Genomic DNA, 16,491 nt, shown 5'->3' on the forward strand with positions numbered 1-16,491 from the left:
GGTTCAAGTCAACGGCAGCAACTGGGGCGATAGCGGCCATTGTTTGCCGCTGATAGCCGGTGGCGGTAGCTTGAAGCCGGGTACGCGATAAAGGGCTATCCCTTCGACCAGCCGATGCAAGCTATGACCGCTTCCATAATCATCGGCTACGTCCTCGCCAGTATGGCCCATAAGCTGACGCTGTACTCCTTCGTCGATACGGCTATGGCGAGCGTTATCCTTAAAGGTATGACGGAAACTGTGGAACACTAAGCGGCGGTCGGTCAGTCCAAGCCCTTTCCTATAGGTTGTGAACCACATTCCCCACTTAGCCGTATAGCTCCCGTATTTGTCGGGCGTCAGATCATCGAAGATACGCGCTCGCTTTTTGGCGGACGCGGCCTGAGCGAACTCGATAAATCCAAGCTCGATAAGGGCGGGGTGGACGGGCACGATCCGGATGCTACCGGCGTTCTTTAGATGAAGGCCGTCTTCCTCGTCCTCAGTGATACTAATCACCCACGTCGTATGCGGATTGTCCTCGCCATCGAGATACGGCTGTTCCCGTACGTCGCCGGGGCGAAGCTGACCTAGTTCCTCTAGCCTTGCCCCTGTGTATAGGGCTAGCAGAGGAAGCCAGTAAGAGGCATCCCCTCTCCCTTGCGTCGGACGTTGCCCCTCAGCATGGACAGGGCCACCGAACAGCTTGGCTAGCAACTCAGAGTTATAAACTAGGCGCTTTGACTTTCCGGCTTGCAGATTGATTAGCTTAATATCCTTCGCATAGTTCGCTTGTATTATGTCGTTGTCTAAAGCGTAACCTAGAAGCCCTGAGATACGGGACAGCTTCATCTTAGTATTAGCTATGGTCGTGCCCTTGGCTAGTAGCCAATCCTTAAAGGCGAGCATATCCTTTCTAGTGATTTGTTCAACGGCCACCGGACCGACAGCCTCATAGAACCAGCGGACCGCAGCGACGCCAGCGTCCCGCGTCTTTGCCGTCACCTTACGCTCAGCAAACCAGCGTTCGATGATCAGGGGTAGCAGGGTTCCGTTCGTCCGGTCCTCAGCTTCAACAAAGGGCGGGAGACTGGCCTTAAGCTCTTGTAGTTCATAGCTGGCGACCCGGCGTTGATCGTCGGCAATGTCAGCCCGGTACCTATGGTCCCGGATCAAGTCCCTTGCTACTTTTTCAAGGGCGGACAGGCTGGCGGAGTTACTGTTCGCAAACCGGCGCTCAAGCTCTAGCTTGGCAGGCTCGCGGTCCTCCCGCCTCATATCCTGTTCGTCCGCCTCCCGGTCAAAGTAGGCCAGCGCCTTTACCGCCCGCCTAGAGGGGCCGTGGTCCGGGGTCCGGGCGAGGGACGGGGGATGCGTTGGCGAGGGCACTAAGTCACCGGCTAGCTCGGCTCGAGCGGCGTCTATCAGCCCGTTGGTCCGCACGGCTTCGGCTTGGGCTAGGCGCTTGGCTTCCGTTCGATCCTTGGTCCGAAGCGAATAGCTCCATTCCACGCGGTCCAGCTTGGCGCGCAAATCCGTCGGAACCAGCCGCCTAAAATAGTAGGTCGAGCCGGGCTTGGAGAGGTAGTTGCACATCGGCTTTGAAGTCCTCCATGTGTGGGACCCACCTGACCTAAGTGCCTGTTTTCAGTCGATAGTCTAAGGCTTTCAATGCCTTAGACTACCGTGGTGGAGCAGAGGGGGATCGAACCCCTGACCTCAGCAGTGCGATTGCTGCGCTCTCCCATCTGAGCTACTGCCCCACACGACGGAAGGTGGTCCGTATAGGGGCGCTAGCCGACGCTTGCAACGACCGTTTTGTCGTGGCGCTGCGTGCCCCGGTTTATCACCGTATCGCCGGGCTGCAGGTCGGTGATCGCGATGTCCGGCTGCGTCGCCAGCGCGGCGTAAAGCGGGGCGAAGTCGGTATCGAGCGTCGTCCGCAGCAGCTGCTCGAAGCTGTCGATGACGACGTAGAGCGCCTGATAATCGTCGATCTTGTACGGCGTCCGCATCACCCGCCCGAGGTCGAAGCCGATCCGGTGCGGCGACGCGTCATCGAGCGCGAAGACGCTCTCGCCGTGGCTCGAGACGATGCCCGCGCCGTACAGTTTGAGGTCGCCGTCGTGGCGGACGAGGCCGAACTCGACGGTGTACCAGTAGAGCCGCGACAGCCGGGTCAGTGCATCGAACTTTAGGCTGCGCAGGCCGCCCTGGCCGTAGGCCTGCATATAGTCGGCAAAGACCGGGTCGCTGAGCAGGGGGACGTGGCCGAAAACGTCGTGGAAGACGTCGGGGGCTTCGAGATAGTCGATCTGGCTCGCTGAGCGGATGAAGTTGCCCGCAACGAAGCGACGCTCGGCGAGATGCTGGTAGAAGACCGCGTCGGGGACGAGACCGGGGACGGCGACGACGCGCCAGCCGGTGACGGCCTCGAGCCGGTCGCTCATTTCCTCGAAGTCGGGGATGCCGGGCTTCGACAGATCAAGCGTCGCGAGTCCGTTGAGGAATGCGGGGTGCGCCCGGTCGGCGAGCTGCTTGGTCTGGCGGGCGTACAACCGGTCCCAGAGCGCGTGATCGGCCGGGGTATAATCGGCCCATCGCTGGTCGATCGTCCAGTCGGCGGCGGCATGCTCGGGCGGTGCGGCGGTAATCACCGGGCAATGATAGCAGCTTGTCCTGAAACAGGAAACGGATGCCCCGCGAGGATTCGAACCTCGATTAACAGAGTCAGAGTCTGTGGTCTTACCTTTAGACGACAGGGCAATGCCGTGGCGCGCCGTTTAAGGCACGCGCCGCCGGGGTGTCAACGCGAAGTCTTGGCGGGCGGGGTGTCAAGGCGGAGTCGCTGTGCTAAGTTGCCTGCAAGTTCGGTGCGGGACGTCTGGTTTCGCCGCCGCGAAGGTTGTTTTTAGCCGTGGACATGTCCGTTATCGCCGACCCCGGCGTCTCCTCCCGCCGTATCGCGCCGAGCAGTCGGGGAGCGCGGCGCACGTATGGCGCGCTCGACCTCGGCACCAATAATTGCCGCCTGCTGATCGCCCGGCCCGGTGGCAGCCCCGACGGGATCACGATCGTCGACGCCTTTTCGCGCGTCGTCCGCCTCGGCGAAGGCTTGATGCATACCGGCCGTCTGTCGGACGCGGCGATGGACCGGGGCGTTGCGGCGCTCGGCATCTGCGCCGACAAGCTTGCCCGGCGCGGGGTGACACTGACCCGCAACGTCGCGACCGAGGCGTGTCGCCGGGCGTCGAACGGGACCGAATTCGTCGCTCGGGTCTTCGAGGTCACCGGCATCGCGCTCGACGTCATCTCGCCGGCGGAGGAGGCGCGGCTCGCGGTCCTCGGCTGCGCGTCGTTGATCGATCCCGCGGGCCCGCCGGCGCTGGTCTTCGACATCGGCGGCGGCTCGACCGAGCTGATCCTCGTCGATCCGACCACGTCCGCGATCCTTGCATGGACGAGCGTGCCATGGGGCGTCGTCAGCCTCGCCGAGACCGAACTGTTCGACTGTCCGCCCGACGACCGCGCCGCGGCTTACGATCGGCTGAAGGGGCGGGTCGACGATCATCTCGGCGGGTTCCTGCAGCGCGTGACGGGGATGGCGCCGGGATTGCTGCAACTCTTAGGCACATCGGGGACGATTACGACCCTCGCCAGCATTGCCATCGGCCTGTCGAGCTATGACCGGCGCAAGGTCGATGGCTGCACCGTAACCGCAATCTCGATGCGCGCGATCTCGGCGATGCTCGCTGCGCGCTCGCCCAGCGAACGCGCAGCGGTTCCGGGTATCGGCGCCGACCGTGCCGACCTCGTCGTCGCGGGGTGCGCAATCCTCGAAGCGATCATGGATGCCTGGCCGAGCGAAACCCTCCGTGTCGCCGATCGCGGCATCCGCGAAGGCATCCTGCGAACGCTGATGGGCCGGGATAGCCGATGACGGTTGGGAGCAAGTCGGGCGGCAAGTCGGGTGGCGTGAAATCGGGTGGCGGTTCTGGGCGTAGCCAGGGCGGCAAGGTCCGCGTGCTGACCGCCAAGAAGCGCAAGAACTCGTCGAACCGCTGGCTCGAACGGCAGCTGAACGACCCCTACGTCAAGGCGGCGAAGGCGGCGGGCTTCCGCAGCCGCGCGGCGTTCAAGCTCGCCGAGCTCGACGATCGCTTCGGCCTCCTCCAGCACGTTACCCGCGTGATCGACCTCGGTGCCGCGCCCGGCGGCTGGTGCCAGATCGTCCTCAAGGCGCGGCCCAAGGCGAAGATCGTCGCGATCGACCTGCTGCCGATCGAGCCGATCGCGGGGGTGACGATCTTCCAGCAGGACATCCTCGCCGACGACACCGAGGCGATGCTGCGCGAGGCGCTGGGCGGAGACGCCGACCTGGTGCTCTCCGACATGGCGGCGAACACCGTCGGTCACAAGATGACCGACCATATCCGGACGATGGCGCTCGTCGAGCACGCGCTGGCCTTCGCGGTCGACATGCTGCGGCCAGGCGGCGCCTTCGTCGCTAAGGTCCTTGCGGGCGGGGCTGACCCGGGGCTCGTCGGCGAACTCAAGCGGCACTTCGCGGCGGTCAAGCACGCCAAGCCCCCTGCGAGCCGCGCTGGCTCGTCCGAATGGTACGTCGTCGCGCAGGGGTTCAAGGGGCGGGTGGCGTTGTGCGATGCCGAAGCCGGTGGCATGGACGACGACGTTAACGACGCCGACCCGTCGAGGAGCATCGCGTGAAGTCGATTCCAGCCCTTATCGCCCTCCTTCTCGCCACGTCGGCGGTCGCGCTCCCGGTGTCGGGGATCAGCAACGCCAGCCTCAAGCGCGATACGGCGACGCTCGCTTCGGACGCGTTCGAGGGGCGGCGGCCGGGGACCCCCGGCGGTGACAAGGCGGTCGCGTATATCACCCAGCGGATGGAGGCGATCGGGCTCAAGCCCGGTAACCACGGCCAGTGGACGCAGGATGTGCCGCTGGTGACGATCACGACCGATCCGGCGACGAGCCTCGTCCTGACCGGCGGCGCGACCCCGCTGACGCTCGCTTACGGTACTGAGGTCGTGCTGTGGACCAAGCGGCAGGTCGCGACGCAGGTGCTCGCCGATGCGCCGGTGGTGTTCGTCGGCTACGGCATCAACGCGCCCGAAAAGGGCTGGAACGACTATGCCGGGATCGACGTCCACGGCAAGACGGTGGTGTTCCTCGTCAACGATCCCGACTGGCAGACCGCAGCGGCGGGCAAGGATGCGGGTCCGTTCGAGGGTCGCGCCGAAACCTATTACGGGCGCTACACCTACAAGTTCGAGGAAGCGATGCGGCAGGGCGCAGCCGCCGCGCTCGTCATCCACGACACGGCGCCCGCAGGCTATCCGTGGAACGTCATCACGACCAGCTGGACCGGACCGCAGATCGACCTCGACAGCGCCGATCACGGCATGGGCCGGACCGGGGTCGAGGGCTGGATTACTAAGGCGGCGGTGGAGAAAATGCTGGCAGCGGGTGGGCAGGACCTCGCCAAGCTGACTGTTGCTGCCCAGAAAAAGGGCTTCACCGCGGTCGCGATCCCGCTCAAGGCGTCGACGACGCTCCATAATACGATCGCACGGTCGGCGTCGAAGAACGTCATCGGCGTCGTCCCCGGGACGAAATACCCGCAGGAGACGGTGTTCATCACCGCGCACTGGGACCACCTCGGGCGCTGCCCGGCGGACAAGACTGGCGACGACATCTGCAACGGCGCGGTCGACAATGCCAGCGGCGTGGCCGGCGTACTTGCGCTTGCCGAGGCGTTCGAGAAGGGGCCGAAGCCCGAGCGGACGGTCGCGTTCATGGCGGTGACCGGCGAGGAGTCGGGTCTTCTTGGGTCCCGCTATTACGCGGAGCATCCGATCTATCCACTCGCGCTCACTGCAGGCGGGGTCAACATGGACGGGCTCGCGGTCGGCGGCCGGACGCATGACATCGTCCTCAGCGGCGGCGGCAAGTCCGACCTCGACACAATGGCGATCGCGGTGGCGAAGGCGCAGGGCCGCTATGTCGCCCCCGAGCCGAGCCCCGAGAAAGGCGGCTACTTCCGCTCCGACCATTTCAGCTTCGCCAAGCTCGGCGTGCCGATGTTCCGCGGCGCCAGCGGCGTCGACCTGCGCGACGGCGGCAAGGCGGCGGGGCAGGCGGCGGCCGACGATTACACCGCGCACCGCTATCATCAGCCGTCGGACAACTACGATCCTAAGTGGAGCTGGGCGGGGGCGGTCGAGGACCTCGACCTATATTATGCGGTCGGGCGGGAGCTTGCCGACGGCCACGACTGGCCGAACTGGTATCCCGGGAGTGAATTCCGCGCGATCCGTGACACCACTGCGAGCCTGCGCAAGTGACCGCTCGCCAGCCCGCCGAGTGGATGCCGCACGTCGCGACATGGACCGCGTGGCCGAGCGATCCGGCGCTCTGGCAGGACGACCTGCTCCCCGCGCGCGCCGAGGTCGCGGCGATGATCTGGGCGATCGCCGAACATGAGCGGGTCGAGTTGCTCGTCGGCACCGAGGAAGCGGCGGCATCGGCGCACGAAGCACTCCACGGCGCGAGCGTCCGCTTTCACCACCAGCCGTTCGGCGACATCTGGCTTCGCGACACCGCACCGTTGTTCATGGCGTCCACCGCCGGTCCCGCCGCCGCCGGATTCCGCTTCAACGGCTGGGGCGGCAAGTATTTGCTCGAGGGCGACGATGCCGTCGCCGCGTTCGTCGCCCACGGCGCGGGCGTACCGCTGGCGAAGCACGACTGGGTGCTTGAGGGCGGGGCGATCGAGGTCGACGGCACGGGGTTGTGCGTGACGACCGAGGCGTGCCTGCTCAACCCCAATCGCAACCCGGGGATGGACCGCTTCGAAGTGGAAGCGCACCTCCGCCGCGACCTCGGGATCGAACGCGTGCTGTGGCTCGGCGACGGGCTCGCGAACGACCATACCGACGGGCACGTCGACAATCTCGCGCGCTTCGTCGCCCCCGGGGTGCTCGCGCTGCCCGCCGCCGCGGGGAGCGACGACCCCAACGCCGAGGTCTATGACGACGCCCACGAGCGCGCCACCGCGTTCGGCGTCGATGTCGTCCGCGTGCCGTCGCCGGGGCTCGTCGAGGTCGACGGGGTCGCGATACCGGCGAGCTACATGAACTGGTACGTCGCCAATGGCGTCGTCGTCGTCCCGACCTACGGAGCGGCCAATGATGCGGCCGCGGTGGCTGCGATCGGCTCGTTCTTCCCAGGGCGACGCGTTGTCGGCCTCCGCGGCAACGCGATCCTGACGGGCGGCGGCAGCTTCCATTGCATCACGCAGCAACAGCCAGCGTGATCGGCTACTGGCTGGTCAAGGCGCTGATTTCGGGGGCAATCGTCGCGACCGTGTCCGAGGTCGCGCGCCGCTTTCCGGCAGGTGGAGCGCTGATCGCGTCGCTGCCTTTGGTGTCGATCCTCGGCATGATCTGGCTTTGGCGTGACACCGGCGACCGGGCACGGCTCTCGGCGCACGCCGGGGCGACCTTCTGGTATGTCCTGCCTTCGCTGCCGATGTTCCTGATCGTTCCCGCTTTGCTCCGCGGCGGCATGGGCTTCGCGCCCGCGCTCGGCATAGGTTGTCTTGTCACGATGCTGCTCTATCTCGGCATGGTCGCGGCCCTGTCGCGTTTCGGGATTGCCCTATGACCATCACCGCCGCCGCGCTCCAGCTCGCCTTCACCGACGACATGGACGCCGACATCGCCGCGACCGTAGCGGCCGTCCGCGACGCGGCGGGGCGGGGGGCGCAAGTCATCCTGCCGCCCGAACTGTTCCAGGGCTATTATTTCTGCCGCCACGAACACGACCGCTTTTTTGCCCGCGCCTTCCCGACCCCCTCGCACCCCTCGGTGATCGCGATGCAGGCTGTGGCGAAGGAAACTGGCACCTACATCCCGTGCTCGTTCTTCGAGGCTGACGGACCGCATTATTATAACAGCCTCGCGATGATCGACCGCCGCGGCGACGTCATGGGTGTCTATCGCAAGAGTCACATCCCCGACGGCCCGGGGTATGAGGAGAAATTCTACTTCCGCCCGGGCAACACCGGCTTCAAGGTCTGGGACACCGACCATGGCCGGATCGGCGTCGGCATCTGTTGGGATCAGTGGTTCCCCGAAAGCGCCCGCGCGATGATGCTGATGGGGGCCGAAATCCTGTTCTACCCGACCGCAATCGGCTCCGAGCCCGCCGAGCCGAACCTCGACACGCGGCGGATGTGGATCCGCGCGATGATCGGGCATGCGGTGTCGAACGTCGTTCCCGTGGTCGCCGCCAACCGCACCGGCGTCGAGGAAGACCAGCGCTTCTACGGCAACAGCTTCATCGCCGACCAGCGCGGCGACATCGTCGACGAGCTGCCGACCGATGAGCAGGGCGCAGTCGTCGCGACGTTCGACCTCGCCGAAGTCCGCGCGAACCGCGCGAGCTTCGGATTCTTCCGCGACCGGCGGCCCGACCTCTACGCGCGTCTGGCGCAGGACATCTGACCCGGATCGAGATCGTCTCGCTGGGTAATCGGCGCTGCAAAATGTACGGCGCGGCAGCGCGCAGGCCAGTCATCACGTGGACACTGTCGACGCCCTCGCCGCGTGGCCAAATAGTATAAGCGTGATCGAGGGATAACTGTTACGGAGCCATATTCGGTCGTTGCTTGCGGCGGACCTTGGGCCATGCGCTCCGACCCTTTGTCCCGGTCAAGTTCGAATCGGGGGGTGCCTACCGCGCTTTTCGCTCTGCCAAGGATCGGAACTCGCGATGGATGCCATTCACGTCGCCGACCCGCCGCCCGTCATGTCGTCGGATGCAGCTGCAGGCCTCTTCGCGATCGACGATGGTCAATCCCCTAAGGCAACCGCAGAATCGCTCGATCTTAACAACTGCGATCTCGAGCCGATCCACGTTCCCGGACGTATACAGCCCCACGGTTTTCTCGTCGTACTGACTCCGGACTGGGTGGTCAGCAAGGTTTCGGCGAACATAGAGGCGTTTACTGGATCGCCGCCGGAAGCGTGGCTCGGGCAACCGCTCATCTCTAATGTCGATCCGGTTGCGGCGCATACGCTACGCAATCTCGCGGTCACGTTGTTTGGCCCCGATGCGGTCCAGCGAACATTTGCCATCGTGCTGATCGCAGGCCAGCCACCGTTCGACGTCGCACTGCACCGCGCAGGTGACGCGCTCGTCATCGAAGCCGAACCCGCCGTCGCCGACGAGCGCGAAGCCGCCGCACTAATCCGGGCGATGGTCGCGCGGCTCAAGCACAGCATAGGGTTGCCCGCTTTCTATCGAGACGCAACGCGCCACGTTCAGGCGCTGACCGGCTTCGGCCGCGTCATGATTTATCGCCTCGGTGCCCAAGGGCATGGGGAAGTTGTCGCCGAGGCCCTGCGGGGATATCAAAATAGTTACATGGGACTGCACTATCCGGCATCGGATATCCCGGTTCAGGCGCGCGCGCTGTACCTCCGCAACTCGTTTCGGATCATCGCCGATGTTGCGGCCGAACCGGTTCTGCTTGTCGCCCTGTCAGAGCGCGATGCCGGTCCGCCGCTCGACCAATCGCTGTCGGTGCTTCGCGCCGTTGCGCCGGTCCACATCGAATATCTGCGCAACATGGAAGTTGCTGCGTCGCTGTCGATCTCGATCATCGTGGATGGCAAGCTGTGGGGCCTATTCGCCTGCCACCACCCCGCGGCGAGACTGCCCAGCTTCGCGTACCGGACTGCTGCCGAGCTCTTCGGCGAGATGTTCTCGATGCAACTCGAGGGCAGGCTCCGCCGTGAAGCCGACATGCATGATCAGCGCGCCCGGGCGCTCGCGGCGCTGCTGGTCGCCGAGGTGGCGCACGACCAGAGCGTCCTTCAAGATGCACGACGGCTCGCTGAACTGATCTTCGACACGATCCCGGGTGACGGCATGGCGATTTGCATCGACGGAGCCGTCTGGCCGACCGGCAAGACGCCTAGCACCGACGCGTGCAAAGTGGTGGCGTCGATGCTGGCCGAGCAATCCTTACACAAGGTCTTCGCCACCGATTGCGCGGCATCGCTGATGCCGCCTGGTTCGTTGGACGGCACCGCCGGGTTTATCGCGATCCCACTCATGCGTGGTCCGCAAGATTTTATCCTGCTGTTCCGGTCGGAACTCACGCAAATCCGGAACTGGGCCGGTGATCCCGATAAACAGGCAACCGAGCACAACGGAAAGATCAGCCCGCGCCAAAGCTTCGAGGCTTGGGCCGAACTGGTTCACGGCAGATGCGAACCATTCACGGCGTCCGAGCAGGAAGCGGCGGAAACGATCAGAGCGGCGCTGGGAGAGTCCCGGTTTCACTCGAGCGATGTCGTGCCGGAAGCGCCGGTGCGCGGGCAGGACATGCTCATCGCCGAGCTCAATCACCGTGTCCGCAATATTCTCGCGCTGATTCAGGGTTTAATTTCGCAGACGCGCGGCGGCGCCGAAACCGTCGAGGCGTTCGTCACTACGCTCGACTACCGTGTGCAGTCGCTGGCGCGAGCGCACGACCAGATCACCAGCGACCGCTGGGGGCCGGCCAATCTGAAGGACCTCGTTGCAACCGAAGCGGCGGCGTATCTGGACAATCGGCGTGATAGGGTCAGCATCGACGGGGCAAATATCCTCGTCTACCCGGCAGCATTCACGACCCTTGCCCTCGTCTTCCACGAACTGATGACCAACGCCGCCAAATATGGGGCGTTGTCGTCGACCGGCGTTGTCGCGATCGATTGGCGGTCCGATGACGATGGCGATCTGCTTGTCGACTGGGTCGAGCGGGGAGGGCCGCCGGTCGCCACGCCAACGCGCCGGGGATTCGGATCGACGATCATCGAGCGCGCGATCCCGTACGACCTAGGCGGCACGGCAGCGGTTGAATACGGCGCATCAGGCTTTTCAGCCTGCTTCAAAATACCCGCGCGGCATCTTGCGGGGGTGTCGACGACGGTCTCGCCGGCGCAGACAGTGGCGCTCGTTGCGGATCGATCGTCACTGCTGGCGGGGCTGAACGTGCTGCTCGTCGAAGACAATATCATCATCGCGATGGATTGTGCCGAGATGCTCCAGTCGCTCGGAGCGGCGCATGTGACGATGGCCGCGTCGGTGACCGAGGCCCTCGACGCGCTCGACGCCCAAGTGTTTCAGTTCGCTTTGCTCGACTTCAACCTCGGTGTGGAGACGAGCCTCGGCGTCGCCGATGTCCTATTATTTCGGGGGATTCCGTTCGCGTTTGCCACCGGTTATGACGGTGACCTGCAGGACCGGGGGCATGCCAATGCACCGGTGATCGGCAAGCCTTATGGCACTGCGCAATTGGTCCCGCTGCTGCGCAGGCTCGGCTTCGGCAGTCCTGGATGAGCCCGCCTTGACCAGCCCTGACCGGCGCTCACGCCTGCGATCGGCCACCGATCACGCGCACCGGAGACTCGATGCAATCGTCAATTACGCCGGCTTTTTCGATGATTGTCGCTCGTACGCCGCCTATCTCGATGCGACATTGGAGGCGCGCGAACCGCTTGAACGCGCGCTGACCGAAAGCGGTGCAACTACATTTTTCGAGATGTGGCCCGACCGTCTCATTGCCCCGGCGCTGCGTGCTGATATCGCCGATGTCCGCGGCGCAGACCCTCGATCCGCCCCGGATGCCGCTGGCCCGCTGATGTCGGCGGCGCAGACGATCGGCAGTCTCTACGTCCTCGAGGGATCGGCACTCGGCGGGCGGCAGCTTGCTCTGCGCGCCTACGCGCTCGGCATGGGCCCCGCGTTTGGCGCCCGGCACTTTGCAAGGCAGACGGCGATCCCGAAAAGCTGGTCCGCCTTCCTGCGGGTGCTCGAGGCGCTTCCGCTCGACGCAGGCGCGGAGAATGAGTGCATCGCGGCGGCGCTCGCGGCCTTCGCCAGTTTCGAACGCGCCTATGCCGCCGTCGCTATGCCGCCGCTTCGAGCGCTTCGCTCGCCGCCACCCACTTCGCCTCGGCCTCCGCCAGCGCTTTCTCGACCGTCGCCCGCGTCTTGAGGAGTGCGGGGACGCCGGCCAGCCGGTCTGCGCCGGTCGCCTTCGTCGGGTCACCGAGCGCAGTGTCGAGCTGTGCCAGCCGCGCGGTCAGCCGGGTGATGTCAGCCTCCGCCTCGCGTGCGGTCCGGCGCATGACGACCGACTTTGCCCGGTCGCCCGCCGACTCCTGCCTTGCCGCCTTTTTCTCTGACTTAGCGGGGGCAGGGCGCTTCTCGGGGCGGGCATCGCCGCGGCCGAGGACGCGATCGGTATAGTCGTCGAGCGAGCCCGAGAACTCGGTCGCGTGGCCGTCCTCGACAAGCACCAGCCGGTCGGCGGTCGCTTCGAGCATGTGTCGATCGTGGCTGACGACAACAACCGCGCCGCCATAATCGGCGAGCGCCTGGACCAGCGCCTCGCGCGCATCGACGTCAAGGTGGTTGGTCGGCTCGTCGAGGATGAGCAGGTGCGGGGCATCGCGGGTAATCAGCGCCAGCGCGAGCCGCGCCTTTTCGCCACCCGACATCTTGCCGACCTTCTGTTCGGCCATCAGCCCCGAGAAGCCGAAGCGCCCCAGCTGGCCGCGCACCGCCGCCGGTTTCGCCCCGGGCATCAGCCGTCCCATGTGGGCAAGCGGGGTGTCGTCGCTGTCGAGTTCCTCGACCTGATACTGAGTAAAATAGCCGACCTTGAGTTTGGTCGACATGCCGATATGCCCCTCCATCGCGGGAAGCTGTCCCGCGAGTAGCCGCGCGAGCGTCGTCTTGCCGTTGCCGTTGCGCCCGAGCAGCGCCAGCCGGTCGTCGGGGTCGAGGCGCAGGTCGACCTGCTCAAGGATCGGCGTGCCATCGTATCCGACAGCAGCGTGATCGAGCTGAACCAGAGGTGGCTTGAGCACGGCGGGCGAGGGGAAGTCGAATACCAGGCTCGGGTCGTTCGCGGCCTCGGCGATCGGCTGCATTTTCGCCAGTGCCTTCATCCGCGACTGCGCCTGCTTCGCGGTCGAGGCGCGGGCCGAGTTACGCGCGATATAGTCGGTCAGCTTGGCACGTTGGGTCGCCTGTGCCTCGCGCGCCGAGGCCAACTGGGCGAGCCGCTCGTTGCGCTGGCGCTCGAAGTCGTCGTAGCCGCCGGCATACAGCGTCGTCGTCCCGCCTTCGAGGTGGAGGATATAGTCGACGACGTTGTTGAGCAGGTCGCGTTCGTGGCTGATGACGACCATCGTCGCGCGGTAGCTCTTGAGGAAGCTTTCGAGCCACAGCGTCGCCTCGAGGTCGAGGTGGTTCGATGGCTCGTCGAGCAGCAAAAGGTCGGGCTGCGAGAACAGCAGGGCGGCGAGGGCAACGCGCATCCGCCAGCCGCCCGAATAGCTGTCGAGCGGACGGTGCTGCGCGGCCTCGTCGAAGCCCAGTCCGACAAGGATGCGGCTGGCGCGGGCCGGGGCGGTGTGGGCGTCGATCGCGTTGAGGCGCTCGTGGATCTCGCCGATACGGTGGGCGTCGGGGTGACCCTCCTCCTCGGCGAGCAGCGCGGCGCGCTCGACGTCGGCGGCGAGGACGGTCTCAAACGGCGTCGCGGCACCGGCGGGAGCCTCCTGCGCGACATAGCCGATGCGAGCACCGCGCGGCATGTCGATGCCGCCTTCGTCGGGCTCGTTGACCTTGGCGATCAGCTTCATCAGCGTCGATTTGCCCGCGCCGTTGCGCCCGATCAGGCCGACGCGCGCACGGGGGGGAATCGCGGCGGAGGCGCGGTCGAGGATGACGCGCCCGCCAAGGCGCACCGTCACGGCGTTGATCGTCAGCATGCGGCGGCGTGTATCACGTCATGCTGCACTGCGGAAGGGATGCCGGGGGATGCACGCGATGGCTTTGGGCCGATCGCGCTACCCGACCGCCTTGAGTGGCACGCGCTTTGCGACACCGGTCGAGATGAAGCGGTTGCCGAAAATGCGTGCCGAGCCGCGATCCTGGCGCTTGGCATCGTAGAGTGCGGCGTCGGCGCGGGCGATCAGGTCGGAGCTGCCGTCGCTATCGTCGGTCCACCACGCGATGCCGATGCTCGCCGACACTTCGAGCTTGCGGCCGTCGCGGCGGATGGGGCGGCGGAGGCTGACGAGCAGCGCCGCAACGAGCGCGTCGAGTTGTGTGGAGGCGGTGACGCCGCCGACGATCATCGCGAATTCGTCGCCGCCGATGCGCGCCGCGAAGCAGTCCGTCCGGCAATGCCGTCGGAGCTCGCCCGCCACGTCGCGCAGCACGGTGTCGCCGGTCGGGTGCCCGAAGGCGTCGTTGACCGCCTTGAACCCGTCGAGATCGATCAGCAGCAACCCGAGCGCAGCGCCGCTCAAGCGGCTGGCGGTGATGCTTTCGGAGAGGTGGCGCTCGAATGCGCCGCGGTTCGCCAGACCGGTCAGATCGTCGGTCGCGGCGGCGAGGCGCAGGCCCTGCTGGATCGCATAATGGTCGGAAATGTCCTGGAACACCCCGATCACCGCGACCGGCACGCCGTCAAGCAGCTCGATCTCACCCATCGCGCGAACCCGCCGCCGGTCGCCGCGGGCGGTAATAAGGTCGGTCTCGCACAGGAATGGCTCGCCGGTGGAGATCGTCCGGGCAACGGCGTCCGAAACCGTCGCCCGGCTCTCGGGCGGGTAGAATCCGAGCGCGATGTCGAGTCCCGGGTGCGGGCCGACCTCAAGGCCATGAATTGCAAAGACATGATCGGACCACTCACAAATATTGTCCTCGATCGTCAGTCGCCATGTGCCGATCCCAGCCATCCGCTCGGCCTGGCGGAACCGGTGCTGGACGCGTTCGAGGCGCCGGTCGGGGGTGACGGTCGGTGGCACCAGCGTTGTGATCGGGAAGCGTTGCACCATGATATTTCACCCATAGCGCCAATACTTTAATGTTTAGCCATAAGACGTACGGGAATTCGCACATTGCAGACGTCGACCCCGCCGGCGGGGCGGAGGAAAAACGGCTCGCGGCGATTGGCGCGCGCCGCAATCAGCGCCGCAAAACTCGGCGTATCGGTCCGCATCACCTCGTACGACGGGCGCTGTCCCGGCAGAACATTGCTCGCGAGCCGCGCCCCGGTGATCGGCAACTTTTCCGCGTCGGTCTTGTAGAATCCGAGCGCCTCGGTCCCGCGCGGCAAGGCCGCGAACGGCGCGATGCCGTCGATCACGCGCCCGACGACCGCCATGTTGCGATCGAGATGCCGCGGTGCGTGCCCGATGACGGCGTAAAGCTCCGACCCGTCGCCGGTAGACGGCGGCAGGTCGCGGCCGGCGCCGACCATGCCGTAGCAATGCACCAGCCACGCCGCATCGGCGTCACGCGCGACCGGCCAGCCATCGCTGAAGCCGGCCTGCGGTGCGTAGGCGTCGGGAAACGGGAGCGGGGTGAACGGTACCTGCGCGCGAAGCCGCTCATATTCGGCGGGGAGGGTGGGAGCGGTCGCCGGAACGCCCGGCGCGTTGGCAGTGGCGACTGCGGTCTTGGCTGCGAACTGCACGACGTAATTATCCTGAACACGGACGACGGCACCGCCGGTGAAGCCGCCGTCGCGGACCAGCTTGCGGATCGCCGCGACATGGGCGGGGGCGAAGCCTGGGGCGAGTTCGATCGTCAGCGTGCCCTTCGCGGTGTCGACAAGCATCAGGTTTTCAGGCGCGACCGGCCGCCAGGCGTCCGCCGGTGCGGACGATTCGACCTCGGCGATGGTTGGCGCGGAGGGGGCTGGCGGCGCGGCTGCGGCAACCGGAATGGCGAACATCGACAGCGCGAAAATAGTTGGAAGTTGACGAACCTGACGCCACGTCACGGTGAAACGTAGGCCCTGGTGAGCCGAATCGGTTCCTTTGTTCGAATTCCTATATTCGGCTACGCGCATTCTCGCCTCCCGTCGTCCTCGTCGGCGCGGAGGCTAGACCTGCGCGCGCCATGTAGGACAGCGATTTATCGCCCGCGCCTAATCCGCCCAATCGCCTCGTCGAGTGCCGACAGGAAGCGCGAGCGGTCCGCAGCGGCGAAGGGGGCGGGCCCGCTGCGCGACGTCTCGCCCGACCGTGAGCCTGCCCACGACATCGCCCGTGTATCCTCGGCGAGCGCGCGCGCCGCGACCGCCGTGCCGACATTGGTGGCGGTGAACGGGCGGCCGTTGTGGCCGAGCACGGTCGCTCCTGCCTTGACCGCGCGGTCGGCGAGCAGGATGTCGCCGGTGATGACGATCACCCCCGGTGCGGCACGCTCGGCGATCCAGTCGTCGGCAGCATCGAAGCCGTCACCAACGACGACCTGTTCGAACAACGGTTCGGCGGGCACCCGGAAATAGGAATTGGCGACGACCTTGACGGGCACGCCGGTGCGTCGCGCGACGCGGTAGATTTCGTCCTTCACCGGGCAAGCGTCGGCATCGACAAGGATCATCGACGGGCTGCGTTGGAATGG

Annotated in this window: 14 protein-coding genes and 2 tRNA genes; 8 read left to right on the forward strand and 8 right to left on the reverse strand. The window is 65.8% G+C overall.

Annotation, left to right across the window (positions count from 1 at the left end; translation table 11 throughout):
• Positions 1-3: 3 nt before the first annotated feature.
• From KTC28_RS13045 to KTC28_RS13060, 4 genes are all read right to left on the reverse strand, one after another.
• The gene (locus KTC28_RS13045) at positions 4-1,575 is read right to left on the reverse strand and encodes a site-specific integrase (protein WP_216707590.1); all 1,572 of its coding nucleotides are present in this window, start codon (positions 1,573-1,575) and stop codon (positions 4-6) included.
• 91 nt (positions 1,576-1,666) lie between these two features.
• Positions 1,667-1,742 (reverse strand) — tRNA-Ala (locus KTC28_RS13050).
• Between the two features lie 30 nt (positions 1,743-1,772).
• Positions 1,773-2,636 carry a phenylalanine 4-monooxygenase gene (phhA, locus tag KTC28_RS13055; RefSeq protein ID WP_216707591.1) on the reverse strand — a complete coding sequence of 288 codons (864 nt, stop codon included), beginning with the start codon at positions 2,634-2,636 and terminating at the stop codon, positions 1,773-1,775.
• A 38-nt stretch (positions 2,637-2,674) separates the two neighbouring features.
• A tRNA-Gln gene (locus KTC28_RS13060) sits at positions 2,675-2,745 on the reverse strand.
• Positions 2,746-2,902: 157 nt separating this feature from the next.
• On the opposite strand from KTC28_RS13060, the gene KTC28_RS13065 reads away from it, so the two are divergent.
• From KTC28_RS13065 to KTC28_RS13100, 8 genes are all read left to right on the forward strand, one after another.
• Positions 2,903-3,919 carry a Ppx/GppA phosphatase family protein gene (locus KTC28_RS13065; RefSeq protein ID WP_216708139.1) on the forward strand — a complete coding sequence of 339 codons (1,017 nt, stop codon included), beginning with the start codon at positions 2,903-2,905 and terminating at the stop codon, positions 3,917-3,919.
• Positions 3,916-4,707, forward strand: a complete 792-nt coding sequence (locus KTC28_RS13070) for an RlmE family RNA methyltransferase (protein ID WP_216707592.1) — start codon at positions 3,916-3,918, stop codon at positions 4,705-4,707. The genes KTC28_RS13065 and KTC28_RS13070 overlap by 4 nt, the downstream gene beginning before the upstream one ends.
• Positions 4,704-6,347, forward strand: a complete 1,644-nt coding sequence (locus KTC28_RS13075; protein WP_216707593.1) for a M28 family metallopeptidase — start codon at positions 4,704-4,706, stop codon at positions 6,345-6,347. Before KTC28_RS13070 ends, KTC28_RS13075 begins: the two co-directional genes overlap by 4 nt.
• Complete coding sequence (locus KTC28_RS13080; RefSeq protein WP_216707594.1) at positions 6,344-7,318, forward strand: agmatine deiminase family protein; 975 nt, start codon at positions 6,344-6,346, stop codon at positions 7,316-7,318. Before KTC28_RS13075 ends, KTC28_RS13080 begins: the two co-directional genes overlap by 4 nt.
• Complete coding sequence (locus KTC28_RS13085) at positions 7,318-7,668, forward strand: DUF3147 family protein (protein WP_216708140.1); 351 nt, start codon at positions 7,318-7,320, stop codon at positions 7,666-7,668. Before KTC28_RS13080 ends, KTC28_RS13085 begins: the two co-directional genes overlap by 1 nt.
• A complete protein-coding gene (gene aguB, locus KTC28_RS13090) occupies positions 7,665-8,510 on the forward strand; it encodes an N-carbamoylputrescine amidase (RefSeq protein WP_216707595.1) in 846 nt (281 codons plus the stop codon). The genes KTC28_RS13085 and aguB overlap by 4 nt, the downstream gene beginning before the upstream one ends.
• A 268-nt stretch (positions 8,511-8,778) precedes the next feature.
• Entirely contained in the window at positions 8,779-11,397 is a 2,619-nt protein-coding gene (locus KTC28_RS13095) for an HWE histidine kinase domain-containing protein (RefSeq protein ID WP_255602011.1), read from the forward strand.
• Positions 11,398-11,404: 7 nt separating this feature from the next.
• Positions 11,405-12,055 (forward strand): biliverdin-producing heme oxygenase, encoded by a 651-nt coding sequence (locus KTC28_RS13100; RefSeq protein WP_216707596.1) that lies wholly within the window; start codon positions 11,405-11,407, stop codon positions 12,053-12,055.
• On the opposite strand, the gene KTC28_RS13105 is transcribed toward KTC28_RS13100, so the two are convergent.
• From KTC28_RS13105 to KTC28_RS13120, 4 genes are all read right to left on the reverse strand, one after another.
• Positions 11,967-13,841 (reverse strand): ABC-F family ATP-binding cassette domain-containing protein, encoded by a 1,875-nt coding sequence (locus KTC28_RS13105; protein ID WP_216707597.1) that lies wholly within the window; start codon positions 13,839-13,841, stop codon positions 11,967-11,969. The genes KTC28_RS13100 and KTC28_RS13105 overlap by 89 nt on opposite strands.
• A gap of 78 nt (positions 13,842-13,919) precedes the next feature.
• The gene (locus KTC28_RS13110) at positions 13,920-14,915 is read right to left on the reverse strand and encodes a sensor domain-containing diguanylate cyclase (RefSeq protein WP_216707598.1); all 996 of its coding nucleotides are present in this window, start codon (positions 14,913-14,915) and stop codon (positions 13,920-13,922) included.
• A gap of 26 nt (positions 14,916-14,941) precedes the next feature.
• Positions 14,942-15,817, reverse strand: a complete 876-nt coding sequence (locus KTC28_RS13115) for a peptidylprolyl isomerase (protein WP_216707599.1) — start codon at positions 15,815-15,817, stop codon at positions 14,942-14,944.
• A 182-nt stretch (positions 15,818-15,999) separates the two neighbouring features.
• On the reverse strand, positions 16,000-16,470 hold the full coding sequence (locus KTC28_RS13120; protein ID WP_216707600.1) for a YaiI/YqxD family protein: 471 nt from the start codon (positions 16,468-16,470) through the stop codon (positions 16,000-16,002).
• Between the last annotated feature and the right edge of the window lie 21 nt (positions 16,471-16,491).

Origin of the sequence: Polymorphobacter megasporae (genome assembly GCF_018982885.2) — a bacterium.
In the GTDB taxonomy this organism is placed as follows: domain Bacteria; phylum Pseudomonadota; class Alphaproteobacteria; order Sphingomonadales; family Sphingomonadaceae; genus Polymorphobacter_B; species Polymorphobacter_B megasporae.